The sequence below is a fragment of the Cobetia amphilecti genome, assembly GCF_032923285.1.
Taxonomy (GTDB): Bacteria; Pseudomonadota; Gammaproteobacteria; order Pseudomonadales; family Halomonadaceae; genus Cobetia; species Cobetia amphilecti.
Window position 1 is genome coordinate 707,903 of record NZ_CP136695.1, and the last position, 22,775, is coordinate 730,677.

Consider the following 22,775-nt stretch of genomic DNA (forward strand, 5'->3'; position numbering starts at 1 on the left):
TTGCCGAGGTAACTGCAACGACAAGAAGGAAATGGCGGGATGCTGGATGTGATGGACGATATTCGCTCGGCCGGCCGCAAGCTGTGGCGGGGCTTCGGGGTCAGCGTGGTGTTTGCACTGGTAGGGGGTGGGCTCTGGTGGTGGCAGGAGCGCGACTACCAGCAATTCTACGTCTGGCAGGGCGTGCCGCAGGCGCGTGCACTGGATTGGAAGACGCTGGCGCGCGGCTTGCGCAGCGATGCCTATCTGGTGGGCTGGTCTGATCTGCGCGCCAACCCGCTGTGGGTGACATGGCGGCTCGAGAATACTCAAGGGTCGCGGCTGGGGGAGCGTCCTGACGAGTTCGAGCGCGACTGGCGCTCGCTGTGGCCCGTCACGCCGGATAGCTATCGCAACAGTGGCTACGACCGTGGGCACCTGGCGCCCAACTACGCCATCGGCAAGATCTACGGCGTCAAGGCGCAGCATCAGACCTTTCGCATGACGAATATCTCGCCACAGACACCGGCGCTCAATCGCAAGCTCTGGCAACGTCTGGAAGCCGCCATCATGGACAGCATCCTGCCGCGCGAAGGCGCGCTGTGGATCACGGCAGGGCCGGTCTTCAGCGGCAGTATCGAGCGGCTGCCCAATCTGATCGAGATTCCCGATGCCTTCTACAAGATCATCATCTCGCCCGGCTCGGGTCGGCAGGCACCGCGCGCGCTGGCATTTCTCTTCCCGCAGCAGGTGAGGGGAGATGAGCCGCTGGATCGTTTTCTGGTCAGCATCGATCGCATCGAGTCTCTGACAGGGCTGGACTTCTTCCATGAGCTCCCCGATGACGTCGAGCAGCGCCTCGAGGCGCAAGTCGTGCGCGATGGCTGGCAGGTCGACAGTTTCAGTCGTACGCCATCACGTTATTGAGCGTATAGCCAAGGTCCGACTGACAGGAATGTACTGAAGGAGTTCGGCGGACAGGTGCCGACTGAAGGGGTGCAGCTGAAAAGAGTTATCCACAATGCCAGGCGTAGTAATGGGTGTGGACAAGTTGCGTATGAGGCGAGCGGTATTTTCTTTGAGACATGCGAAAGACAACGCAGGGCGCTGTGGGTCTGGGCAAAACAAGAGGGTAAGTCAGTCAGGATATTGCGAGAGGGAGTATCGCGATGTGAGCAGCAGGCGCTGCGAGGATGCATCGGATATCAACTTGATGGTGCCCAGAAGAGGACTTGAACCTCCACGTCCATACGGACACTAGCACCTGAAGCTAGCGCGTCTACCAATTCCGCCATCTGGGCATCAAGTTGTGTGCTGAAGTCTCAAGAGCTGAGTCTTGCAGCTGAACGAGCATGAAATCCTTGGTAGTGGATGCCATGTTCCCTGTTCGAGTGCGCATCGTGGTGCCCAGAAGAGGACTTGAACCTCCACATCCTTACGGATACTAGCACCTGAAGCTAGCGCGTCTACCAATTCCGCCATCTGGGCGAAGCGCGATACAGGGGTCGTTCGTTGTGAGTCTGACGTCCGTGGTGCCCAGGAGAGGACTTGAACCTCCACATCCTTACGGATACTAGCACCTGAAGCTAGCGCGTCTACCAATTCCGCCACCTGGGCAGACATCAGAACTCGTTTCGGTCCGCAGACCCGGATCAGCAGTCAAGTTGTTGAAACTTAAATGCTTTACCCGTTTTCTGGTATCCATCTTAACGTGTGTTACGCCAACATGAAACCTGAAATTGGTGCCCAGAAGAGGACTTGAACCTCCACGTCCATACGGACACTAGCACCTGAAGCTAGCGCGTCTACCAATTCCGCCATCTGGGCAAGTGGTGCCGAATAATACGGATGTACTGCGGGAATGCAAGCTTTTTCTTTCATGTCTTGCTGAGCTAGCCGCAGAAAGCCTCTCTCGCTTGATGAGGACAGACAGAAGACAGGCAGAGGACAGACAGGTGAAGCTCATCAATTGGCGAGCTTTCAGACTTGAGAGTCTGGCCCCGGGCCGCCATTGAGAGCACTGAATGGCCCCTCCGCCGTGATGAGTGGCGGGGAATGGTTGGGTCGGCCCAAGGGTAGAGGCTATAATGCGCGGATGAGAGACAACCTGTCATTCCGTGCCGCGATCGCTGCCCGTCTCGAATTCATCGTCAAGGAATCCTGATTAATGACCCAATGGACGCTCAGCGACGACCCGCACGCGGAACGCGAAGCCCATAAGTACGACAAGCCCATCCCCAGCCGAGAGTTCTTGCTCGACAAGCTGGAAGAGTATGGCAAGCCCATTACCCACGAGAACATGAGCCGCATGCTCGGTTTCGAGGACGAGGAGCAACAGGAAGCTGTGCGCCGTCGCCTCAATGCCATGGAGCGTGATGGTCAGGTGCTGCGCAATCGTCGCGGTGCCTATGCCCTGATCGACAAGCTGGACCTGATCCGTGGCCGCGTCGTCGGTCACCGCGATGGCTTCGGCTTCCTGGCGCGCGAAGATGGCGTCAAGCCGGACCTCGCCGTGCCGCCGCGCCAGATGCGTCGCGTCTTCCATGGCGATCAGGTGCTGGCTCGCGTCAGCGGCCGTGATCGTCGTGGCCGCGACGAGATCACCATCGTCGAGGTGCTGGCGCGCAATACCCAGACCCTGGTCGGCATCTATCGTCAGTCCGAGCCGGACTTCGGTGTGCTGATTCCCGAGAACTCGCGCATCGCGCAGGAAGTCATCATCCCCAACCGCGTGGCCAATGGTGCCAAGGACGGTCAGGTGGTGTCCGTACGCATCACTCAGCAGCCCGCCACACGCGTGCAGCCGGTGGGTGAAGTGGTCGAGGTGCTCGGTGAGCGCATGGACCCGGGCATGGAAATCGATATCGCGATCCGTTCCCACGATATCCCCAGTGAATTCCCGCCGGAAGTCGAAGACCAGATCTCGACCATTTCCGCCGAGGTGCTGGAAGAAGACAAGAAGGGCCGCATCGACCTGCGCGAGACGCCGCTGGTCACCATCGATGGCGAAGACGCGAAGGACTTCGATGACGCCGTCTGTGCCTGGCAGGACGACAATGGCAACTGGAAGCTGCTGGTCGCCATCGCCGACGTCTCCCACTACGTGCGTGGCGGCAGCCCGCTGGATCAGGAAGGCTATGTGCGCGGCAACTCGGTGTATTTCCCGGGTCAGGTCGTGCCGATGCTGCCGGAGCTGCTCTCCAACGGTCTGTGCTCGCTCAACCCGCATGTCGATCGTCTGACGCTGGTCTGTGAGCTGACCATCTCTGCCAGCAGTGGCGAGATGCTCGACTATCGCTTCTTTGAAGCCGTGATCCGTTCACATGCTCGCCTGACCTACGAGAAGGTCGGCACCATGCTGACCGACCCGGAAAGTGAGGAAGGTCAGGCACTGTGCCAGCAGTACAACGAACTGCTGCCGTCGCTGCACAACCTGCACGCGCTGTACGGCGTGCTGCGCAAGGCGCGTGACAAGCGCGGTGCCATCGACTTCGAGACCACCGAAACGCAGATCCTGTTCAACGATGAGCGCAAGATCGAGCAGATCGTGCCGCGTACCCGCAACGATGCGCACAAGCTGATCGAGGAATGCATGCTGGCGGCCAACGTCGCGACGGCACGCTTCCTGGATGAGCACGATCTCCCGGCCCTCTATCGTGTCCACAAGCAGCCGGCACCGGAGCGTCTGAACAACCTGCGCGCCTTCCTGGGCGAGCTGGGTCTGACGCTGGAAGGTGGCGACGAGCCGGCACCCAAGGACTTCCAGGCACTGCGTGCCTCGATCGCCGAGCGACCGGACCTCGACATCATCCAGACCGTGATGCTGCGCAGCATGACCCAGGCGGTCTACTCGCCGCAGAACGAAGGTCACTTCGGTCTGGCCTACGATGCCTACGCGCACTTCACCTCGCCGATCCGTCGTTATCCGGATCTGCTGGTGCACCGTGCGATTCGCTCCGTCATCCGTGGTCCGCGCAAGACCGACACCGTGCTGCGTGCTGAAGATGCCGTGACCGAACGCCCGACCAAGTGGTGCCCGTACACCTTCGAGCAGATGCTCGAGCTGGGTGAGCACTGCTCGATGACCGAGCGCCGCGCCGATGAGGCGACGCGTGACGTCAACGACTGGCTCAAGTGCGAGTTCATGAAGGACAAGGTCGGGGAAGTGCTGGAAGGCACCGTCGCAGCAGTCACCCAGTTCGGCCTGTTCGTGCGTCTGGATGCCTACTACGTCGAAGGCCTGCTGCACATCTCCTCGCTGCCGTCCGACTACTATCACTACGAGGCCGAGAAGCATCGCCTCAAGGGTGAGCGTGCCGGCGTCAGCTATGGTCTCGGCGATGGCGTCACCGTCCAGGTGGCCCGTGTCGACATGGATGAGCGCAAGATCGACTTCATGCTCAGCGACCCGACGCCGCGTCCCAAGCGCAAGCCGCGCAAGGCACGCAGCAGCGAGGGCGACAAGCCGACAGCCGGCAAGAGCGGTTCCGCCGCCAGCAAGGAAGCCGCTGCCAAGGGGCGTCCCGGCAAGCGTGAGCGCGAACGCCTCAAGTCCCTGACCGAGGAAGTCAGTCAGGAAGGCAATGGCAACGCGGCTGCGGCCGAAAAGCCGGCAGGTGAGCGTCCGCCGCGCAAGCCGCGCGGTGAGCGCAGTGATCGCTCGGGCCGTGGAGAGCGCAAGGCCGCCGCTGGCAATGAGCAGCAGCCCACCGCAGAGGCGCCCGCTGCGGCGCGTCCAGCCGTGCCGAGTGGTCCGGAAGCCGCCGACAGCCCGTTCGCGCCGGTCGCGCCGATGGGTGTCGCAGGCAAGGACGACCCGTCGCGCAAGCGGGGTTCGCGCTCGCGCGGGCGTCGCGGTAACGGCCGTAGCTGATTTCGGCTCTGCTCCTCGCGCGTCACTGCATCAGCCCCGGCTCCGGTCGGGGCTGATGCGTTGGGCAGTCGTCAGGCTGCACGATTTCAAGGCTGTCGCGTCGGCGGCAGCTCAGTTTCCGTCAATGTGACAGGGCCCGTCGGGTCATCAGTCAGGAAGGCACAATGAGTCAGGACAAGGGGCGCAAGCCCGGCCGCGGCAAGCCCGCCGGCGAGCGTGCTAGCCACGCCAGAAGTGAGCAATCCCGAGGCGAGCGCAGCGGCGCTCAGCGTCATGAGCGTGGCGGGGCGCGCAAGGGTGGCGCTCGCGCCGCCGCACCGAAGATTCCCGGTGGCCTGGAAGCCGTCTATGGCGTGCACGCCGTGGAAGCCTTGCTGGCACGTGACCGCGCACCCAGCGAGCTGTGGGTGCAGGCGGGTGAGGCCGAGCTGCGCCTGAGCGAGATCATCGAGCAGGCGCGTGCCGCCGGCTCGCGCGTCACCCTCAAGGGGCGCGAGGAGCTGGATGCACTGGCCGTCGGCGGTGGCGCCCATCAGGGGCTGGTCGCGCTGTGCGCGCCGCTGGCCACCGAGAACGAGACCGGCCTCAAGCTGCGTCTCGATGGCTGGTCCCACGCAGAAGCTCCGCTGTTTCTGGTGCTGGACTCCGTCACGGATCCGCACAACCTCGGTGCCTGCCTGCGCAGTGCCGATGCCGCGGGCGCCCATGGTGTCATCGTGCCCAAGGACAAGTCGGCCTCACTGAACGCGACCGTGCGCAAGGTGGCCTGTGGGGCCGCGGAAGTGGTGCCGGTCTATCAGGTCACCAACCTGGTCCGCACGCTGGACGCCATGAAGGGAGCCGGTGTCTGGGTGCTGGGCACGGCGGGCGAAGCCGAATCCATGGCCTTCGAAGCCGACTTCACCGGCCCGGTCGCCATCGTGATGGGCGCCGAGGGCAAGGGCATGCGCCGTCTGACCCGCGAGCATTGCGACAGCCTGATCAAGCTGCCGATGGCGGGCAGCGTCTCCAGCCTCAATGTCTCGGTTGCCGCGGGCATCTGCCTGTTCGAGGCCGTGCGTCAGCGCCGCGGCTGAGGCAATTGTCGGCAGGGGATAGTCAGGGTAGAGGCAAGAGAGTGGCAAGAGAGAGACGGTCGGCGGAACTGGGCCGGCTGTCTTTCACGGGCCGCTTGCCAAGCCCTTGACTCCTCTCTACAATACTGCGGTTCTGTGAAGTGCAGTCTGCAGTGAATGCGCGGCATGGGGGCACCTGTCCTCGCCCGCGCGCGTCTTTCGTGGCCTTCGGGTCTGAATGGCACAACCGTAGTAATCACTCCACTCCTTGCTTCCCGGCCCGAGACGCGCCGTGGGGGCTGTCAAACCGAAAGGAGCCAAGCCATGCGTCACTACGAGATCGTGTTCATGGTCCACCCGGACCAGAGCGAACAGGTTCCGGCCATGATCGAGCGTTACACCTCCATCGTGACCGAAGCCGGTGGTACTGTGCATCGTCTGGAAGATTGGGGCCGCCGTCACCTGGCCTACCCGATCAACAAGATTCACAAGGCCCACTACGTGCTGATGAACGTCGAAACTACCGGTGAGGTGGTCGAAGAACTCGAAACCATCTTCCGTTTCAACGACGCCGTCATCCGTAACCTGGTTGTGCGTTCAAAGGAAGCGGCCATCGAGCCGTCTCCGATGATGAAGCCGGCTGAAGAGAAGCGTCCGCGTCGCGAAGACAAGCGTGACGAATCCGAAGCTCAAGACGCTAACTGATACCGCACCCCCAGGAGGTCATTGCAATGGCACGTTTTTTCCGTCGTCGCAAGTTCTGCCGCTTCACCGCTGAAGGCGTGAAGCAGATCGACTACAAGGACATCGAAGTCCTGAAGTCTTACATCACCGAGACCGGCAAGATCGTCCCGAGCCGTATCACTGGCACCAAGGCACGCTACCAGCGTCAGCTGGCGACTGCCATCAAGCGTGCTCGCTACCTGGCTCTGCTGCCGTACAGCGACAGCCACCAGTAAGGCGACACCATGATGCTGGCACTGGCACGCTGGGCCATGCGCGGCCCCCTGCAATGCATCGCGATTGCATTGCTGACGGGAATCGTGCCCTGGTTCTTCTGGTTCAGTGCCGCCATCAGTGCGCTGGTCACGCTTCGGCGTGGCCTTGCGCCTGCCGCACCCGTAGTCATCGCCGCCGCCGTTCCGGCCGGTTGGTGGTGGGTACAAGGCGATCCGGTGCCTCTGGCAACCGTATTGCTGGTCACCCTGATGGCAACCCTGTTGCGCGCTCGCGTGCGATGGGGTGAGGCGCTGATAGGCGCCAGCCTGACGGCGGCACTGATGGTGCAGTCCGGGATATTCCTGCCACCAGGCGGAGCCGGTCCACTGCTTGAGAGCATTCGCAAGAATGCCCCTGAGCTTGACGCACGCTTGAACGACTTTGCCGCTCAAGGTGTGCCGACTGAACAGCTCGCAGGGCTGGTCATCGGTGGTATTACCGGGTTGGTGGTCCTGCTGGCCGCCACGGGCTGTCTGGCCCTGGCGCGCAGTTGGCAGTCCGGGCTCTACAATCCGGGTGGGTTTCGCAGTGAATTCCATGCCTTTCGGCTGAGTTTGCCCGAAATCCTGATACTGGCAGCCTGCGGGATCATTGGCGTACTGCTCAATGTGCCTGCAGTGCTCCTGCTGATCTGGATACCGCTGCTGGTGGCGGGCATTGCCCTGGTACATGGTTACATCGGGTTAAAGGGGATGAGCGGGTTATGGCTCGTCGGCGTCTATTTCATGATGCTGACCACCTGGCCCACGATTCTGATTTTGCTGCTGTTGGCGCTTGTGGACGTCTTTGCGGATTTTCGCGCACGTCTCGCCGGCAGTCATCGATAAGAGGTTTACGAGATGCAAGTCATTCTGCTCGACAAGATTGGCAAGCTGGGCAACCTGGGTGACCAGGTTTCCGTCAAGGCTGGCTTCGGTCGCAACTACCTGCTGCCGTACGGCCTGGCAGTTCCGGCCACTGCTGAAAACCAGGCAGCTTTCGAAGCTCAGCGCGCTGAGCTGGAAGCACAGGTTGCAGAGCGCAAGACCGAAGCTGAAGCGCGTGCCGCTCAGCTGAACGAAATCGAACTGTCCCTGGTCGCCAAAGCTGGCGAAGAAGGCAAGCTGTTCGGTTCCATCGGTCCGCGTGATCTGGCCGAAGCTATCGCCCAGTCTGGCATCGACATCGCCAAGAGCGAAGTCCGCATGCCGGAAGGCCCGCTGCGCAACACTGGCGAATACGACATCGTGCTGCAGCTGCACGCTGAAGTGACTGCCACTGTCCGTGTGGTCGTGGTCGGCGAGTAATCGCTGATTTGCAGTGGCTGGCCGGTGATCCGGTGTAGCGACTGCTGCGGTACCCAAGCCGCCTTTGCATCCTCGATGCGAAGGCGGTTTTTTCATGGGCGCGATTTGTCATCGCTGTGGCATTTGCCTGGTCGCCGGCGAGGCGATGACGCACAAAATCCGGTAGAATGCCTGCCCCCGTCAGGAAGAGGCTTCGGCGTGGGCGCGGCGGTTGGCAGGCTTGCGTCAATGCGTGAAACTAGAAGCCCCCGCGGGCATGTCAGTCATCAGCAGGAGTCAGCCAGGCATGAGCGAGATTCAGGATCAGGATCGCGAGACGGCAGCGCTCAAGGTGCCGCCCAATTCGCTGGAGGCCGAGCAGTCGGTGCTTGGCGGCTTGATGCTGGACAACAGCGCCTGGGACACCGTCTCCGAGCGGCTGGTGGCCGACGACTTCTATCGCTATGAGCATCGTCTCATCTACAACGCCATGTCTCAGCTGGTCGGCGGCAGTCGCCCGCTGGATGTGGTGACGCTGTCCGAGCTGCTGGAAAGTCGTGACCAGCTCGAGTCGGTCGGCGGGCTGGCGACCCTCGCCGAGCTGGCGCGCAACACGCCCTCGGCCAGCAACATCAAGGCCTATGCCGACATCGTTCGCGAGCGCGCCACGCTGCGCAAGCTCATCCAGGCGGCCAACCAGATCGCCGAGAGCTCCTTCAGCCCGCAGGGTCGTGATGCCGATGAGCTGGTCAACGAGGCCGAACGCCTGGTGTTCCAGATCAGCGAGTCGCGGCCCAAGAGCGGCGGCCCCAAGGGCATGAGTCAGCTGCTGACCGGCGCGGTGGACCGCATCGATGAGCTGTTCAATCTCAAGGGCCAGATGACGGGCCTGTCGACCGGCTTCCGCGATCTCGATGACATGACCTCCGGTCTGCAGCCGTCGGATCTGGTGATCATTGCCGGCCGTCCCTCGATGGGCAAGACCACCTTCGCCATGAACCTGGTCGAGCATGCCGTGGTCTCCGGCGACAAGCCGGTCGCCGTGTTCTCGATGGAGATGCCCGCCGAATCGCTGATGTTGCGCATGATCTCCTCGCTGGGCCGCATCGACCAGACCAAGGTGCGTACCGGCCAGCTGGAAGACGAGGACTGGCCGCGTCTGACCTCGGCGGTCAACCTGCTCAAGGACAAACAGCTGTTCGTCGATGACACCGCGGCGCTGTCGCCCAACGAGATGCGCTCGCGCTGTCGACGCATGGCGCGTGAGCACGGCGGCATCGGCCTGATCATGATCGATTACCTTCAGCTGATGCAGGTGCCGGGGCTTTCCGAGAACCGTACCGCCGAGATCTCCGAGATCTCGCGCTCGCTGAAGGGCCTGGCCAAGGAGTTCGCCTGCCCGGTCGTGGCGCTCTCGCAGCTGAACCGCTCGCTTGAGCAGCGCCCCAACAAGCGTCCGGTGATGTCGGATCTGCGTGAATCCGGCGCCATCGAGCAGGATGCCGATGTCATCGCCTTCGTCTACCGTGATGAGGTCTACAACAAGGACAATCCCGACAACAAGGGACTGGCCGAGCTGATCATCGGCAAGCAGCGTAACGGCCCCATCGGTACCGTTCACATGGCCTTCATCGGCAAGTACACCCGTTTCGAGGACCTGGCGCCCGACAGTTATGGCCAGGCCTTCGCTGAATAACGTGATGCGTACGCGCGTCAATCATGTACCCGGGCGGCGGCATCGCCGTTGCCTCGCAAGACCCGCACTGACGGGGAGGAGATAGCATGGCAGGTGGATTTGGGCGCGGACGCGCACGTACCCCCAAGCTGCAGGGCCGCGGCACGCTGGAGAGCCTGGAGCGTGAAGGACCCTTCAAGGAATGGCTGGGCATGCCGGACCTCTACCGCTTCACGCTGGTCGTGGAAGGTGAGAGCTACAGCTACCAGACCGAAGACAGCGAAGTGCCGGTGGTGGCCGGTGATATGGTCGTCTTCCGCTACAAGGAGACCAAGGCGGGCAAGTGGATCGACCGCAACTCCCTCGGCAAGGCCATCGACCCCAACTCGCTGTAAGCGTCACCCTGGCGCATGAGGATCACGCCATGCCGGCTGCCAGGCCGACATGGCGTGATCCTGTTTTGATCGAGATAGGCGGTACGTCGAGATAGTCGGCACATCGAGTTAGTCGAACTGGCGTCTGGCATCCCCTCTGCCGGATGAGGCGCCTCATGCGCCGCGCGTCACCTTTGTCATCCCTCTGTCATATCAGCATGTTCAGATTCTGACATGCTCCCATCCCCGTCCCTGCAAGCCGCTCATGGCCAGCCTGTCGTCGAATCCCGTCATGCACTGGAGGCGTTGCTGCGTCTGCGCCAGGTGAGCATGCATTTCCAGCCCATCGTGTCATCCAATGGCCGTGAGGTCTTCGCCTATGAGGCGCTGGCGCGCGGGAGTGCCGCAGGGCCACTGGCCTCACCGCTGACGATGTTCTCGGCGGCGCGCGAACACGGCCGACTGGTGGAGCTCGACAGCCTGTGTCGCGAGCGTGCGCTCGAGCAATGGTCGACGCTGGGCCTGACGGAGCGGCTGTTCATCAACGTGTCACCCGATGTGCTGCTGGATGGCGCCCACTCGCCCGGCCTGCTGCGGCGCTTCGGCCTGCGTCCGCATCAGGTGGTGATCGAGCTCACCGAGCAGACACCGGGGCTGGATTCGGCGCTGATGCGGGAAGCTGTCAGCCATTATCAATCGATGGGCTTCGCCATCGCGCTGGATGACCTCGGGGAGGGCTATGCCAGCCTCAAGCTGTGGTCGTCGGTGCAGCCGGACTTCGTCAAGATCGACCGTCATTTCATCAGTGGTATCCATGCCGACCCGCTCAAGCGGCGCTTCGTGCGCTCGATCATCGATATCGCCCACGGCAGTGGCAGTCAGGTGATCGCCGAGGGAATCGAGCATGAGGCGGAAATGGAATGCGTGCGCCAGCTGGGGGCCGACTATCTGCAAGGCTGGTTGTTCGCGCCGGCCGAGGCCGACCCGCTTGGCCAGCGCGCCGTGCTCGACCGGCATCTGCGCCAGCTGAGTCGCAGGCTGCAACAGCGCCCGCCGCCTGGCCGCAGCATCGGCAGTCTGGCGCGCGCCGTGACGCCGGTGCAGCAGGAGGTCACCGTCAATGAGGTCGCCCAGCGTCTGCATGCCGAGCAGGAGGTGATGTCGCTGGCCGTGGTGGACGAGCAACAACGACCGGTGGGCCTGATCATTCGCCATCGCCTGCTGGGGCTGCTGAGCCAGCGCTTCGGGCCGGAGCTGCATGCGCGTCGTATGATCCATGAGGTCATGCAGAGCAGTCCGCTGCGCGTCGAGGCGGATGAGACGCTGGAGCGCGTATCGGCCAAGGTGACCGGCCGCGAAGGCAGCGATCGCGATGAGGATTTCATCATCACGCGGGGCGGGCGCTATCAGGGGCTGGGGCGCACCCTGGATCTGCTGCGCATCATCACGGAGCTGCAGGTGGCGAGCGCCGAGGAGGCCAACCCACTGACGCGCCTGCCGGGCAACGGGCCGATCGAGCGTCAGTTGCTCGAGTGCGTGGCTGGCGAGGTCGCGTGCATGGGTGAGGGCTTGAGCGAGGACTTGCGAGAGAACAGCAACGCGCGCAGTGCCGAGTGGGCGGCGATCTATCTGGATCTCGACAACTTCAAGCCCTTCAATGACCGCTTCGGCCACGCGCAGGGTGACCGCATGCTGCTGGCGCTGGCGACGGTATTGCGCGATGCGCTGCAGGAGGGTGACTTTCTCGGCCATGTCGGCGGCGATGATTTCGTGATGACGCTGTGCATGACCGAATCTCACCGGGCACTGCGCCTGACAGCGCTCGAGCAACGCCTGGCCGGCCTGCAGTCGGCATTCCAGCATGCGGTCGCCAGCCTGTATCCGGCCGATGTGCTGGCAGCGGGAGGCTTTCAGGGCCACGACCGCTTCGGCACCACGCGCTTCTTCCCGCTGACGCGACTGTCGCTGGTGGCGCTGCATGGCCTTGCCGGGTGCGAGACGACCTGGATCGCCGCGCGCTGGAGCGAGCTCAAGAGCGAGCTCAAGAGCGAGGCCAAGGCGCGGGACTCCGGGCGTGTCATCGAGGCGTGCGCCTCACCAGTGCAGTGATCTCCGCCTGCGAGTCACTCAATCGTCATCCGCCTGCCCCATGACTGTCATCGCTGGCCATCAGTCTGGCGTGAAGCCTTGAAGTTCATCCTGAAGTGTCGGGCTGCTGGGATGTCTGAGTCGCCCAGCCCCTGTTTTCACGGGCTATCCTTGTACCACGTCGTCGTCTTACGGCCTTACCATGCGCAGTCCCCTGGATGCGCAGGAGTCTTTACATGTCCAGAACCGCCAGCATCTTCACGCCGTCCGCCATCTTTACCAGCAATCTGCAATCCTTGATGGCCGATTACCCTGCACTGGAGGCACGCGTGATCAGTCATGCCGCCAGTCGTTTCTATCAGGTCCAGCTGGTGCTGAAAGCCGCCGGCGAGGAAGAGGAGGAGCGCAGTGAGCTGCTGATGAAGCGCGGCAAGCCGATGCTGTTCCGCTCGCTGGAGGATGTCTACAGCGAGCTCAAGCGGGGCGGGATGTCACGGGCGTGGCTGGTCTCGCAGGTCGCCAACGACGAGATGATCGGCCGCCCGCCGCAGTACCATCAACCCTTGAGCTCGCGTATCCCGTTGAGCTTCTAAGTCCGCGCCTCCTGGCTCAGGTGTGCTTTTGAGGCACCCAGCGGCCAATGCGCTCGCGATGGCGGGCGAAGAAGCGGTAACTCAAGTCCATCAGCGGGCGTAGGCCCGGCAGCAGCGACAGGCGCACCAGACGCCGATAGCCGAGTACCGCATAGAGTGCTCGGCTGGCATCCATGCCGACATACCACTCCCCGCGTGCGTCCTGCACATGCAGGCGTCCCATCATCGTCTCGAAGCTCAAGCCCAGCGCCTGAGGCGAGAAATCTGATGCACGGATATCCACCGTTCTGATCCGCTCCCGCCCGGGATGCCTGGCCAGCCAAGCGACCTCGCGCTGGCACAGGGGGCACTTGCCATCGTGATAGAGCGTGACCGGTGCGCTGGCTTGCCAGATGCGACTCATGAGGATTCCTTGTCGGTCGTGAGACTGGAGGGCGCGGCGTAGTAACCGGCGCGATGGGCATCACTGCCATAGTCCGCGGCGCTGTCGAGGCGAGCCAGAAAGGCGTCGGCCTGTTGCAGCAGGGCTTCGCGCTTGTCGTCCTTCATGCGTCGCCAGCTGCCATAGACCAGTGACATGCGCGGATTGCGTGACAATGCCTCGCGATGGCGCTCGATGAAGTGCCAATAGAGGCTTTTGAACGGGCAGGCATGCGTGCCGGTGACCTTCTTCGGCGAGTACTGGCACCTGGCGCAGTGATTGGACATGCGGTCGATGTATTTGCCCGAGGCACAGTAAGGCTTGGAGCCCATCAGGCCGCCATCGGCATGCAGCACCATGCCCAGCGTATTGGGCAGCTCGACCCACTCACAGGCGTCCACATAGACCGCCAGATACCAGTCGCATAGCGCCTCGGGCTTCACGCCGCACAGCAGCGCGAAGTTGCCCGTGACCATCAGGCGACGAATATGGTGGGCGTAGGCATGCTCGCGGGTGCTGGCGATGGCCTGATCCAGACAGCGCATGCCGCTGTCCCCCGTCCAGAAGAATTCCGGCAGGTTGCGGCTGGCTTCCAGCCGGTTCTCGCGCTTGTAGCCGGGCATGCGCGTCCAGTAGATGCCGCGCACATATTCGCGCCAGCCGAGTATCTGACGAATGAACCCCTCCGCCGAGTTGATCGGTACATCGCCACGCCGCCAGGCGGCGTCCACGGCGTTGCAGACTTCCTGCGGGCTCAAGAGCCCCATATTGAGCGCGGCAGACAGGCGTGAATGGAACAGGAAGGGATCGCTGTCCTCGATGGCATCCTGATAGCGGCCGAAGTCTGCCAGGCAATGATCGAGAAAATGCGTAAGGTCAGAGCGGGCCTGGGCGCGGGTGACGGCCCAGTTGAAGTTCTCGAGGCTGCCGAAGTGGCGCTCCTCGTCACTGGCCTGCTCCCCGAAGCGCGCCGCGACCAGCGCCAGCACCTCGCGGGTGGTCGCATCCTCGTGATGGGCATGCACCGGCGGCGGTGGGGCGTGGAAGTCGTCTGGAATCGGTTCGCGGTTGTCGTGGTCGTGGTTGAACTTGCCGCCGGCGGGTTCGCTGCCTTCCATCAGCAGGTCGGTGTCACGGCGTTGCTCACGATAGAAGTATTCCATGCGCAGTTGCTTGCGGCCCTCGGCCCAGCCGGCGAAGGCTGCCGGCGTGGTGAAGAAGCGTGTGTCCTCGAGGACTTCCCAACGCACGCTGCCGGCCTCGCGCCGCGCCAGAAAGTCGTCCAGCAGCCGCCACTCGCCGGGGCGGGTCACCAGCACGCCATCACATTGATACAGGGCGGCCAGACGCTCTGCCTCGCTGGCCAGACGCTGGAGGTTGTCCGGGTCATCCAGTCGGCTTTCATGTACCTGCCAGCCACACTCCCTGAGTTCCTGGGCGTGATGGCGCATCGCGGCCAGCATCATCGCGATCTTGTGCGGGTGGTGCGGCACGTAGCGGCCTTCCTCCTCGGCCTCGCAGAAGGCGATCACGCTGTCGGCGGGTGCCTGCTTGAGACTTGCCAGGTCATGGCTGAGCTGGTCGCCGAGGATCAGCACCAATGGCCGCGCGAAGTCGTGACGAGTGGCAAGTTGCAGAGTGGAGGGTTCGGGCACGAGGACTCCGGGAGGGTTGTGACAATAATTGTCTTAAAGCTATACAAATCGTGATGATAGTATAACTTCATCCCTCACGCACAGGGCAAGCTGGTAATATGGCTGCGCTGTCGGTGAAGGTGGCTGCGCTGCGGTGAAAGTGGCTGCGCTGCCGCTTCACCTCTCTTCTTGCCCCTAGTCAGGAGTCCATCATCCATGAGTACCCCGCGTTTTGGCGTCATGCTGGTCAATCTCGGCACCCCCGATGCCCCGACCCCCAAGGCGGTGCGCCGTTACCTCGCGGAGTTTCTCGGTGATGTGCGCGTGATAGACCTGCCGCGTCTGCTCTGGCTGCCGATTCTGCATGGCCTGGTGTTGACGACGCGTCCCAAGAAGGTGGCCGAGGCCTACGCCTCGGTGTGGACGGAAGACGGCTCACCGCTGATGGCGATCGGCAAGCGTCAGCGCGCCGCGCTGGAAGCACGTCTGGCCGAGTCGCTGGGCGAGGACATTCCCGTCGAACTGGCGATGACCTACGGCAAGCCGACCATGGAAGAGGTGGGGCGCAAGCTCGCCAGCCGCGGTGCCGACCGCATGCTGATCCTGCCGCTCTATCCGCAGTTCTCGCGCACGACCACCGCCGCGGTCTTCGATCGCCTGGCGCGTGCACTCAAGCCGTGCCCGCATCTGCCGGAGCTGCGTTTCGTGCGCGACTATCACGACCACCCGGATTACATCGCGGCGCTGGCCACCAGCGTGCGTGAGCACTGGGAGAAGGAAGGCCGGCGCGGCAAGCGCCTGCTGATGAGCTATCACGGCATTCCCAAGCGCTATGCCACCGCAGGTGACCCCTACCCGACGCAATGCGAGCGCACCAGCCAGTTGCTGGCCGAGGCGCTGGGGCTTGGTGACGATGAGTGGGCGATGACCTATCAGTCGCGCTTCGGCAAGGCCGAGTGGCTCAAGCCGTACACCGATGAAACGCTGAAGGCGTGGGGCGGTGAAGGGCTGGAAAGCGTCGATGTCATCTCGCCGGCCTTCGCGGCTGACTGTCTCGAGACGCTGGAAGAGCTGGAGGAAGAGAACCGGGGCTACTTCACCGAATCCGGTGGTGGCGACTTCCGCTACATCCCGGCGCTCAATGACCGCAGTGACCATATCGATCTGCTCGAGGCGCTGTGTCGCCAGCATACTCAGGGCTGGTAACGAGCAAGCCCGTCATACTGCCATTGCCCGCGAAATGAAAACGCCCCACCAGTCATCACTGGTGGGGCGTTTTCATGTTGCTGGCCTGCTGTTCGTGAATCCGCTCCTGCGAATCAGCGCTCGTGAATCCGCTCTCGTGGCTTGGCCCCGCTTGATGAGGGCCTGCCTGATGAGAGCCGAGTGACGATCACGGCAGGCGGGATTCGCTGGCCTCGGCGTTGACCTCGTCCGGCTCCTCGGCGACTTCGAGTCGCTCCGGCACGTTGCGTGTGCGGTTGTCCGCCACCAGCTTCTGGTGCAGCGCCGCCTTGGACAGCAGGTGAGCGGTCACGGGGGCGGTGATGAACAGGAAGATGGACACCAGCATTTCCTGAAAGCTGAAGTGGCCGGTGGTGGCGCGGAAATAGATCATCGACGCCATCAGCACGCAGCCGACCCCCAGCGTGGTGGTCTTGCTGGGGCCGTGCAGGCGCATGTAGAAGTCCTTGAGGTGCGTCAGTCCCAGAGAGCCGATGAAGGCAAACAGGCCGCCGGCAACCAGGAAGAAGGCGATCACGCCTTCGAGGACAGGATAGAACCAGGTGGGCATGGGGAGTCTCCGCTCAGGTCATTCGATGATGTCGCCGCGCAGCAGGTACTTGCAGACTGCCACGGTGCTGACGAAACCGAGCATGGCGATCAACAGCGCCGCCTCGAAGTAGGACTTGCTGTTGAGCTGGATGCCGAACAGCACGATCAGGGCGATGGAGTTCACGTACATGGTGTCCACCGCCAGAATGCGGTCCGGCAGGTCCGGCCCGATGGCGAGCCGGAAGACGTTGAGCACCAGCGAGGCGGCGAACAGCGCGATGCTGATCCACAGGGCGATGTCTAGCATTCGAAGATCTCCTTGAGCGGACGCTCGTAGCGCTGGCGGATCTCGTCGATCAACTCCTGCTCATCCTCGACATCCAGCGCGTGGATGATCAGATGGCGGCCATCCAGCGTCAGATAGGCCGAGACCGTGCCCGGCGTCAGCGTGATGGTGCTCGACAGCAGGGTGATCGGGAACTTCTCCTCAAGCTCCAGCGGGTAGCGCACGAAGGCCGGACGGAACTTGGCGCGCGGATTGAGGATCAGGTAGGACACCTGCAGGTTGGCGATGATGATGTCCATGATCACGCGCAGGAAGTAGCTGATCAGTCGCCAGGGCTTCTGGAGGTCGGGCTGCGGCTCCCAGAAGCGGTAGGTCAGGATGGGAATCGCGATGGCCAGTACTGCCCCGAGCAGGATCTGACCGGGCGCGACGCTGTTCTGCAGCATCAGCCAGACGATCAGCAGCAGCACCGACAGCATCGGCGTGGGCAAGAGACGGGAACGAGGCTTGATCATGAGACATCTCCCTTCAGCGGCGGCGCGGTTTCGGGTGCCGCGTCCTTGCCGAGCAAGGATTCAAGATAGGGGGCCGGGTTGGACAGCTGCTCGGCGGTGGCCTTGGTCCAGTTCACCAGCGGCCCCGCGAAGATGACCAGCATCAGCGCGGCCGAGATCAGCCCGCCAGTGGCGATGCCACGGGCTACGCCGATGCGCTCGCCGCTGGGCTCGGCCTTGCTGATGCGCCAGAACACGCTGGAACCGGCGCGTGAGCAGGCGACCAGCGAGCATAGACCGGCCAGCAGCAGCAGCGGCCACAGCCAGATCTGCTGCTCCGGCGTCGCCGAGGCGAGAATCAGCGCCTTGCCGATGGCGCCCGAGAACGGCGGCAGCCCGGCGGCAGCGGCGGTACCGATCAGGAAGAGGCCGCCCAGCAGGCCTGCCTGCAGCAGCGGGCGCGAGCGCACGATGCGTGCCCCGGCCTTGCCGCGCTGACCGGCGACCACGTCGACCAGCAGGAAGAGGCCGCCGGTGACCAGCGTCGAGTGGATCAGGTAGAACAGCAGCGCGCTGTCTGCCTCGATCGTGTTCATGCCCAGCGCCGTCAGCAGCGTGCCCACCGATACCATCACCAGATAGGCCACCAGGGTGCGCAGATCACGCGCCGAGAGCACACCCAGCATCGCCACCACCAGGGTGGCGAGTCCCGCCCACCACAGCCAGTCACGACCGAGGTCCGCCAGTGCGCCAGCGTTGTCGGTGAAGATCAGCGAGTAGACGCGCAGGATGGAGTAGATGCCGACCTTGGTCATGATCGCGAAGAGTGCCGCCACCGGCGCCGAGGCCGAGGCATAGGCGCGTGGCAGCCAGAAGTACAGTGGCAGCATCGCCGCCTTGAGGCCGAACACCACCAGCAACAGCAGGCCACCGGCTTCCATCAGGCCGGCACGGCCCGGGTCCAGCGTAGTGACGATGACCGCCATGTCGGCCATGTTCAGGGTGCCGGTCACGCCGTACAGGATACCCAGCGCGATCAGGAAGAATGCCGAGCCCATCAGGTTCAGCACCACATAGTGCAGCGCCGACAGCGTGCGTGCCTTGCTGCCGCCATGCAGCAGCAGGGCATAGGAGGCGATCAACAGCACCTCGAAGAACACGAACAGGTTGAACAGATCGCCGGTCAAGAAGGCGCCGTTGATGCCCATCAGCTGCAGCAGGAACAGGCCATGGAAGTTGGAGCCGGTCTCATCGATGCCCGCCGTGGCGTACAGACAGGCCAGCAGACCCAGCAGCGAGCTGAGCAGCACCATGGTCGCCGACAGGCGATCCAGCACCAGCACGATCCCGAACGGCGGCTGCCAGTCGCCCAGCGCGTAGTAGCGGATGGTGCCATCACCGGCCTGCACCACCAGCGCGATGGCGATGGCCACCATCAATGCCTGGGCCACCAGGCTGACCGTGCGGCGCAGGGTCGGTGAGGTGGCACGACTCAGCAGCAGGCCCGCCCCCACCAGCAGCGGCAGGACAATCGGAAGGACAATCAGGTGTTGCAGCATCACTTGGTGTCCTCTTTCTCTTTCGAATCATCCAGGCGATTGCCGTTGACGTGGTCACTGCCCAGGTCGCCGCGCGCGCGCATCGCCAGAATGACCACGAAGGCCGTCATGGCGAAGCCGATCACGATGGCGGTCAGCACCAGCGCCTGGGGCAGCGGGTCAGCTGCTGGTGAGCCGGCACCGACCACGGCTGGATTGCCGTGCATCGCAAGGCCACCCATGGAGAACAGGAACAGGTTGACGGCGTAGGACAGCAGCGTCAGGCCGACCACGACGGGGAAGGTGCGGCCGCGCAGGGTGAGGTAGACACCGCAGGCGGCCAGCAGGCCGGTGGTAGTGGCGTAGAGGGCTTCCATCACATCTTCTCCTTGGTCGGGCGATGCGGAGTCGTCAGCTTGCCCAGATTGGCGAGAATCATCAGGGTCGCGCCGACCACGGTCAGGTAGACGCCGAGGTCGAACAGCAGCGCGGTGGCCAGCTCGATTTCCCCGATGACGGGCAGGGTGAAGTGGCCGAAGGAGGATGTCAGGAACGGATAGCCGAACACCCAGCTGCCGGCGCCGGTCAGGCCGGCGATCAACACCCCGGCCGCCGCGACGGGCTGATAGGGGAAGCGCAGCCAGCGCTGCGTCCAGTCCACGCCACGCGCGATGTAGAGCAGGATGATGGCCACTGCCGTCACCAGACCGGCGATGAAGCCGCCGCCCGGCGCATTGTGGCCACGCAGGAAGATGTAGACCGAGACCAGCAGAGCCAGCGGCAGCAGCGTCTGGGAGACGGTGGCCAGGATCATCGGATGGCGATCCGGCGACCAGCCACGTCCATCCAGGTCACTGGACGGCATGAACAGGCGCAGACGGTTGAGCAGCTTGAAGATCGCCAGACCCGCGATGCCCAGTACGGTGATCTCACCCAGCGTATCGAAGCCACGGAAGTCGACCAGAATCACGTTGACCACGTTATGGCCACCGCCACCGGAGACCGCATTGGCCATGAAGAAGTCGGAGATCGACTCCACCGGGCGGGTCAGGATGGCGAAGTTGAGGCTCGCCACCACCACACCGAAGGCACTGGCCAGCAGCACGTCGCGCATGATGCGGCGTGCGCTGGATTCCTTGGGCGTGCGCTGGGGCAGGAAGAACAGCGCCAGCATCAGCAGGATCATCGTCACCACCTCGACCGCCAGCTGGGTCAGTGCCAGGTCCGGTGCGGCGAAGCGCGCGAAGGCCAGCGAGGTCATCAGGCCGACCACGGACAGCATCAGCAGCGAGATCAGACGCTTGCGGTGGGTGATCGCGGTGCCGAGGCCGGCCAGGCCGGTGATCACGGCGCCGGTCAGCAGCATGCCATCAAAGGGCTGTTGCTCAAGCTCCCCACCCAGTTGCGGCACGGCCAGCAGGCCGATGCCGACGAACAGCAGCGCGGTCAGCAGCAGCCACAGCATGTAGCGCTGCAGCGAGCCATTCTCGAAGCTGTCCATGCTGCGCTCGGAAAGCTTGACGAGGCGTTGCACGTTGGCCTCGAACACCAGCAGGGCGTTGCGCGCGCGGAACTGGCGCTGGAAGGAATAGAGATGGTGGCGCAGGGCATAGACGGCGACGCCGCCCGCCAGCGCGATACCGCTCATCAACAGCGGCAGATTGAAGCCGTGCCAGATGGCGAGGCTGAAGTCCGGTACCGGCCCGGCCAGCACGCTGGCGGAGGCACTGACCAGCAGGTCCTTGATCACCAGCGACGGCAGGATACCGACCAGCAGACAGATCAGCACCAGCACCTCGATGGGCAGCTTCATGTAGCGCGGCGGCTCATGCGGGGTCTTGGGCAGATCCTTCGGCTCGCCATTGAAGAAGACGTCATGGATGAAGCGCAGCGAGTAGGCCACCGACAGGATGCCACCGAGGGTCGCCAGTGCCGGAATCAGCCACGACAGGCCGCCCAGCAGCTGGGCATCGAGGCTCTCGGCGAAGAACATCTCCTTGGACAGGAAGCCGTTGAGCAGCGGCACACCGGCCATCGAGGCCGAGGCGACCATCGCCAGCACCGTGGTATGCGGCATGTAGCGATACAGGCCGTTGAGCTTGCGGATGTCACGCGTGCCGCACTCGTGATCGACGATGCCGGCGGCCATGAACAGCGAGGCCTTGAAGGTGGCGTGATTGATGATATGCAGCAGGCCCGCGACGGCGGCCATCTGGCTGTTGAAGCCGAACAGCAACGTGATCAGGCCCAGGTGACTGATGGTCGAGAAGGCCAGCACGCCCTTGAGGTCCTGCTTCATCAGCGCGAACCAGGCGCCATACAGCAGGGTGGCCAGGCCGGTCAGGCTGACGATGTAGAACCACAGGTCTGTCCCCGCGAGCACCGGGTGCATGCGCGCCAGCAGGAAGACACCGGCCTTGACCATGGTGGCGGAGTGCAGGAAGGCGGATACCGGCGTCGGCGCCGACATCGCGTGGGGCAGCCAGAACTGGAACGGGAACTGGGCCGACTTGGTGAAGGCGCCCAGCAGCACCAGCACCAGCGCGACCGGATAGAGCTCGTGGGAGCGGATCTGGTCCGCCGCGGCCAGCACGTCATCGAACTGGTAGCTGCCGACGATATGCCCGATGACCAGGATACCGGCCAGCAGTGCCAGGCCCCCGGCGCCGGTGACGGTCAGGGCCATGCGGGCGCCCTTGCGCGCCTCGCTCAGCTGGTACCAGTAACCGATCAGCAGGAAGGAACTCAGGCTGGTCAGCTCCCAGAACACCCACATCAGCAGCAGGTTGTCTGCCATCACGATGCCGAGCATCGCGGTCATGAACAGCATCAGGAAGCTGTAGAGGCGTGCCAGCGAATCCTCGCCCGACAGGTAATAGCGGGAATAGAGAATGATCAGCAGGCCAATGCCGAGAATCAGCAGCACGAACAGCCCCGACAGACCATCGAAGCGCAGCGACAGGTTGAGTCCCAGCTCCGCGATCCAGGGCAGATGGAACTGGGGCACCATGCCCGAGAAGACGTCTCCGAGGTGGAAGACGGCGATACCGAGTGCTATGGCAGGCGCCACCGCGGTCAGCCAGGCAAGGCGTGCACGGGGCAGATTTCTGGCCATCAAGGGCACCAGGGCACCGAGTAACGGCAATAGCACGATCAACAGCAGGGTCATGGAAGACTCGCTCCAGTCGTTGTTGTAGTACGTAGTCCGTCATTCGTGGGCAGCGCAGACACAGGCTCAGGGCCGGACTGCCAGCTTCGAGATCGGGAGGCGGAGTTTCGGCCACTGGGTGCCGACAGAATAGGCGAGCGCACTGCAGGTTGCCGCGATGAAGTGCCGGACACACGAGACTCTGTCAGGAAGACGTTCTCATGGGCCATGCGAGACACGACATGCGTCACGCGGCAGCAAGGGTTGGCAGTGGCTGGCTCAGGCTGCACGGAGGATCTGGCGCGGGTTCAGCGCGTCAATCGCTCCGGGCATGACGTTACCGTCGCAAGGGGCGGATCCGTCAGGAAGGGGAGTCGCACGGCACGGGGTGCCAGCATCCAGGATGGGATGAGGTCCGCAGCGCGTCCCCGGCTGCCCGCAACGGGCAGACGGCGAATATGCCGGGTTGGTGCGGTCATGTCATGTCTTGCGAGCATGGCCGTATTCCTCCTGAAGCCCCTGGATGACAAGTGTGTGTTCGAGTGGAGACACTTGCGCGATCTTGTTGAAAACATTG

General features: G+C 63.5%; 20 protein-coding genes and 4 tRNA genes. 12 read left to right on the top strand and 12 right to left on the bottom strand.

The window, feature by feature from the left end; all coding sequences use genetic code 11:
• Positions 1-39 precede the first annotated feature (39 nt).
• Complete coding sequence (locus R1T44_RS03150; protein ID WP_225347493.1) at positions 40-906, top strand: DNA/RNA non-specific endonuclease; 867 nt, start codon at positions 40-42, stop codon at positions 904-906.
• 287 nt (positions 907-1,193) lie between these two features.
• On the opposite strand, the gene R1T44_RS03155 is transcribed toward R1T44_RS03150, so the two are convergent.
• The 4 genes from R1T44_RS03155 to R1T44_RS03170 form a co-directional block, all read right to left on the bottom strand.
• Positions 1,194-1,280, bottom strand: a tRNA-Leu gene (locus R1T44_RS03155).
• Between the two features lie 100 nt (positions 1,281-1,380).
• Positions 1,381-1,467, bottom strand: a tRNA-Leu gene (locus tag R1T44_RS03160).
• Between the two features lie 42 nt (positions 1,468-1,509).
• Positions 1,510-1,596: transfer RNA gene (locus R1T44_RS03165), tRNA-Leu, on the bottom strand.
• Positions 1,597-1,719: 123 nt separating this feature from the next.
• Positions 1,720-1,806: transfer RNA gene (locus R1T44_RS03170), tRNA-Leu, on the bottom strand.
• Positions 1,807-2,146: 340 nt separating this feature from the next.
• Here R1T44_RS03170 and rnr point away from each other — a divergent pair.
• The 10 genes from rnr (at position 2,147) to R1T44_RS03220 (ending at position 12,901) form a co-directional block, all read left to right on the top strand.
• On the top strand, positions 2,147-4,852 hold the full coding sequence (gene rnr / locus R1T44_RS03175) for a ribonuclease R (protein ID WP_249330418.1): 2,706 nt from the start codon (positions 2,147-2,149) through the stop codon (positions 4,850-4,852).
• 164 nt (positions 4,853-5,016) lie between these two features.
• Complete coding sequence (gene rlmB / locus R1T44_RS03180) at positions 5,017-5,928, top strand: 23S rRNA (guanosine(2251)-2'-O)-methyltransferase RlmB (protein WP_213113707.1); 912 nt, start codon at positions 5,017-5,019, stop codon at positions 5,926-5,928.
• A gap of 303 nt (positions 5,929-6,231) precedes the next feature.
• The gene (rpsF, locus tag R1T44_RS03185; protein WP_043334756.1) at positions 6,232-6,612 is read left to right on the top strand and encodes a 30S ribosomal protein S6; all 381 of its coding nucleotides are present in this window, start codon (positions 6,232-6,234) and stop codon (positions 6,610-6,612) included.
• Positions 6,613-6,638: 26 nt separating this feature from the next.
• A complete protein-coding gene (gene rpsR, locus R1T44_RS03190; RefSeq protein WP_024952281.1) occupies positions 6,639-6,866 on the top strand; it encodes a 30S ribosomal protein S18 in 228 nt (75 codons plus the stop codon).
• A gap of 12 nt (positions 6,867-6,878) precedes the next feature.
• On the top strand, positions 6,879-7,733 hold the full coding sequence (locus tag R1T44_RS03195; protein WP_043334783.1) for a hypothetical protein: 855 nt from the start codon (positions 6,879-6,881) through the stop codon (positions 7,731-7,733).
• 12 nt (positions 7,734-7,745) lie between these two features.
• Complete coding sequence (rplI, locus tag R1T44_RS03200) at positions 7,746-8,192, top strand: 50S ribosomal protein L9 (protein ID WP_043334754.1); 447 nt, start codon at positions 7,746-7,748, stop codon at positions 8,190-8,192.
• A 286-nt stretch (positions 8,193-8,478) separates the two neighbouring features.
• A complete protein-coding gene (gene dnaB, locus R1T44_RS03205) occupies positions 8,479-9,867 on the top strand; it encodes a replicative DNA helicase (RefSeq protein WP_165873876.1) in 1,389 nt (462 codons plus the stop codon).
• Between the two features lie 86 nt (positions 9,868-9,953).
• Positions 9,954-10,241 carry a hypothetical protein gene (locus R1T44_RS03210; protein ID WP_043334752.1) on the top strand — a complete coding sequence of 96 codons (288 nt, stop codon included), beginning with the start codon at positions 9,954-9,956 and terminating at the stop codon, positions 10,239-10,241.
• A gap of 213 nt (positions 10,242-10,454) precedes the next feature.
• Positions 10,455-12,329: a bifunctional diguanylate cyclase/phosphodiesterase gene (locus tag R1T44_RS03215; RefSeq protein WP_317292558.1), complete on the top strand. Its 1,875-nt coding sequence runs from the start codon at positions 10,455-10,457 to the stop codon at positions 12,327-12,329.
• Positions 12,330-12,544: 215 nt separating this feature from the next.
• Complete coding sequence (locus R1T44_RS03220; RefSeq protein WP_249330419.1) at positions 12,545-12,901, top strand: DUF6482 family protein; 357 nt, start codon at positions 12,545-12,547, stop codon at positions 12,899-12,901.
• Between the two features lie 16 nt (positions 12,902-12,917).
• Here R1T44_RS03220 and R1T44_RS03225 read toward each other — a convergent pair whose 3' ends face one another.
• Together R1T44_RS03225 and R1T44_RS03230 are read right to left on the bottom strand one after the other, a co-directional pair.
• Positions 12,918-13,304, bottom strand: a complete 387-nt coding sequence (locus R1T44_RS03225) for a thiol-disulfide oxidoreductase DCC family protein (protein ID WP_213113709.1) — start codon at positions 13,302-13,304, stop codon at positions 12,918-12,920.
• Complete coding sequence (locus R1T44_RS03230) at positions 13,301-14,977, bottom strand: cryptochrome/photolyase family protein (RefSeq protein WP_317292559.1); 1,677 nt, start codon at positions 14,975-14,977, stop codon at positions 13,301-13,303. The genes R1T44_RS03225 and R1T44_RS03230 overlap by 4 nt, the downstream gene beginning before the upstream one ends.
• Before the next feature lie 195 nt (positions 14,978-15,172).
• Here R1T44_RS03230 and hemH point away from each other — a divergent pair, with 195 nt between their 5' ends.
• Positions 15,173-16,162: a ferrochelatase gene (gene hemH / locus R1T44_RS03235; RefSeq protein WP_054555275.1), complete on the top strand. Its 990-nt coding sequence runs from the start codon at positions 15,173-15,175 to the stop codon at positions 16,160-16,162.
• A gap of 187 nt (positions 16,163-16,349) precedes the next feature.
• Here hemH and R1T44_RS03240 read toward each other — a convergent pair whose 3' ends face one another.
• Genes R1T44_RS03240 through R1T44_RS03265 form a run of 6 tightly spaced genes read right to left on the bottom strand, consistent with a single transcriptional unit; the run spans position 16,350 to position 22,219 of the window.
• Positions 16,350-16,751: a Na+/H+ antiporter subunit G gene (locus tag R1T44_RS03240; RefSeq protein WP_213113710.1), complete on the bottom strand. Its 402-nt coding sequence runs from the start codon at positions 16,749-16,751 to the stop codon at positions 16,350-16,352.
• An 18-nt stretch (positions 16,752-16,769) separates the two neighbouring features.
• A complete protein-coding gene (locus R1T44_RS03245) occupies positions 16,770-17,039 on the bottom strand; it encodes a K+/H+ antiporter subunit F (RefSeq protein WP_043334744.1) in 270 nt (89 codons plus the stop codon).
• Positions 17,033-17,533 carry a Na+/H+ antiporter subunit E gene (locus tag R1T44_RS03250; RefSeq protein ID WP_043334742.1) on the bottom strand — a complete coding sequence of 167 codons (501 nt, stop codon included), beginning with the start codon at positions 17,531-17,533 and terminating at the stop codon, positions 17,033-17,035. Before R1T44_RS03250 ends, R1T44_RS03245 begins: the two co-directional genes overlap by 7 nt.
• Positions 17,530-19,071, bottom strand: coding sequence for a monovalent cation/H+ antiporter subunit D (locus R1T44_RS03255; RefSeq protein ID WP_317292560.1), 1,542 nt, complete (start codon positions 19,069-19,071; stop codon positions 17,530-17,532). The genes R1T44_RS03250 and R1T44_RS03255 overlap by 4 nt, the downstream gene beginning before the upstream one ends.
• Entirely contained in the window at positions 19,071-19,427 is a 357-nt protein-coding gene (locus R1T44_RS03260; RefSeq protein WP_043334740.1) for a Na+/H+ antiporter subunit C, read from the bottom strand. The genes R1T44_RS03255 and R1T44_RS03260 overlap by 1 nt, the downstream gene beginning before the upstream one ends.
• Positions 19,427-22,219 carry a monovalent cation/H+ antiporter subunit A gene (locus R1T44_RS03265; RefSeq protein ID WP_054555277.1) on the bottom strand — a complete coding sequence of 931 codons (2,793 nt, stop codon included), beginning with the start codon at positions 22,217-22,219 and terminating at the stop codon, positions 19,427-19,429. The genes R1T44_RS03260 and R1T44_RS03265 overlap by 1 nt, the downstream gene beginning before the upstream one ends.
• Between the last annotated feature and the right edge of the window lie 556 nt (positions 22,220-22,775).

Bases quoted from the DNA above. Each gene is read 5' to 3' on its own strand.
- R1T44_RS03195 (WP_043334783.1), top strand. From the start codon at position 6,879: ATGCTGGCACTGGCACGCTGGGCCATGCGCGGCCCCCTGCAATGCATC.
- R1T44_RS03245 (WP_043334744.1), bottom strand. From the start codon at position 17,039: ATGCTAGACATCGCCCTGTGGATCAGCATCGCGCTGTTCGCCGCCTCG.
- R1T44_RS03240 (WP_213113710.1), bottom strand. From the start codon at position 16,751: ATGCCCACCTGGTTCTATCCTGTCCTCGAAGGCGTGATCGCCTTCTTC.
- rlmB (WP_213113707.1), top strand. From the start codon at position 5,017: ATGAGTCAGGACAAGGGGCGCAAGCCCGGCCGCGGCAAGCCCGCCGGC.
- R1T44_RS03255 (WP_317292560.1), bottom strand. From the start codon at position 19,071: ATGCTGCAACACCTGATTGTCCTTCCGATTGTCCTGCCGCTGCTGGTG.
- R1T44_RS03220 (WP_249330419.1), top strand. From the start codon at position 12,545: ATGTCCAGAACCGCCAGCATCTTCACGCCGTCCGCCATCTTTACCAGC.
- R1T44_RS03250 (WP_043334742.1), bottom strand. From the start codon at position 17,533: ATGATCAAGCCTCGTTCCCGTCTCTTGCCCACGCCGATGCTGTCGGTG.
- R1T44_RS03215 (WP_317292558.1), top strand. From the start codon at position 10,455: ATGCTCCCATCCCCGTCCCTGCAAGCCGCTCATGGCCAGCCTGTCGTC.
- rplI (WP_043334754.1), top strand. From the start codon at position 7,746: ATGCAAGTCATTCTGCTCGACAAGATTGGCAAGCTGGGCAACCTGGGT.
- rpsR (WP_024952281.1), top strand. From the start codon at position 6,639: ATGGCACGTTTTTTCCGTCGTCGCAAGTTCTGCCGCTTCACCGCTGAA.
- R1T44_RS03210 (WP_043334752.1), top strand. From the start codon at position 9,954: ATGGCAGGTGGATTTGGGCGCGGACGCGCACGTACCCCCAAGCTGCAG.
- dnaB (WP_165873876.1), top strand. From the start codon at position 8,479: ATGAGCGAGATTCAGGATCAGGATCGCGAGACGGCAGCGCTCAAGGTG.
- R1T44_RS03260 (WP_043334740.1), bottom strand. From the start codon at position 19,427: ATGGAAGCCCTCTACGCCACTACCACCGGCCTGCTGGCCGCCTGCGGT.
- R1T44_RS03150 (WP_225347493.1), top strand. From the start codon at position 40: ATGCTGGATGTGATGGACGATATTCGCTCGGCCGGCCGCAAGCTGTGG.
- R1T44_RS03225 (WP_213113709.1), bottom strand. From the start codon at position 13,304: ATGAGTCGCATCTGGCAAGCCAGCGCACCGGTCACGCTCTATCACGAT.
- rpsF (WP_043334756.1), top strand. From the start codon at position 6,232: ATGCGTCACTACGAGATCGTGTTCATGGTCCACCCGGACCAGAGCGAA.
- rnr (WP_249330418.1), top strand. From the start codon at position 2,147: ATGACCCAATGGACGCTCAGCGACGACCCGCACGCGGAACGCGAAGCC.
- R1T44_RS03265 (WP_054555277.1), bottom strand. From the start codon at position 22,219: ATGACCCTGCTGTTGATCGTGCTATTGCCGTTACTCGGTGCCCTGGTG.
- hemH (WP_054555275.1), top strand. From the start codon at position 15,173: ATGAGTACCCCGCGTTTTGGCGTCATGCTGGTCAATCTCGGCACCCCC.